Source organism: Pseudomonas sp. RA_35y_Pfl2_P32 (genome assembly GCF_963970735.1).
Lineage (GTDB): Bacteria > Pseudomonadota > Gammaproteobacteria > Pseudomonadales > Pseudomonadaceae > Aquipseudomonas.
In genome coordinates this window covers 1-415 of record NZ_CAXAQF010000396.1, presented here as the reverse complement: position 1 = coordinate 415, position 415 = coordinate 1, and the positions used below count along the sequence as shown (strand labels likewise).

Sequence of the window (415 nt, the reverse complement as noted above, 5' to 3'; positions counted from 1 at the left end):
CCGAAGTGGTCGCCACTCTGTCTGTGGATAAAACCACCGTCACCGAAGGCGGTTCCGTCACCTACACCGTGACCCTGACCAACGCTGCTGGCTTGCCGATGAGCAACCACGGCGAGCTGACCTTCAAACTCACCGACGGCACCGAGATCAAGATCCCGGCCAATGGCACCACCGGCACTGCTGTGGTCACCGCCAAGGACGACATCTTCACCGGCGGTCAGGACGCCATCGTCAACAAACTCGAGTCGGTCTCGGCTAACAACTTCGAGAAGCTGACACTGGGCGATACCACGCTGACTACCAGCGTGACTGACGAGCCAGGTGCGGACGGCGACAAAATCACCGTCACCATCGAAAGCAACGGCGACGTACTGGAAAACGCCGCACCTAAGTTCACCGTCAAGGTCGATCAAGC

At 59.3% G+C, this 415-nt stretch carries 1 protein-coding gene; it reads left to right on the top strand.

Features of this window, described 5'->3' with window-relative positions:
• On the top strand, positions 1-415 hold a 415-nt coding region (locus AACY45_RS28870; RefSeq protein ID WP_339548892.1), incomplete at both ends, for an immunoglobulin-like domain-containing protein.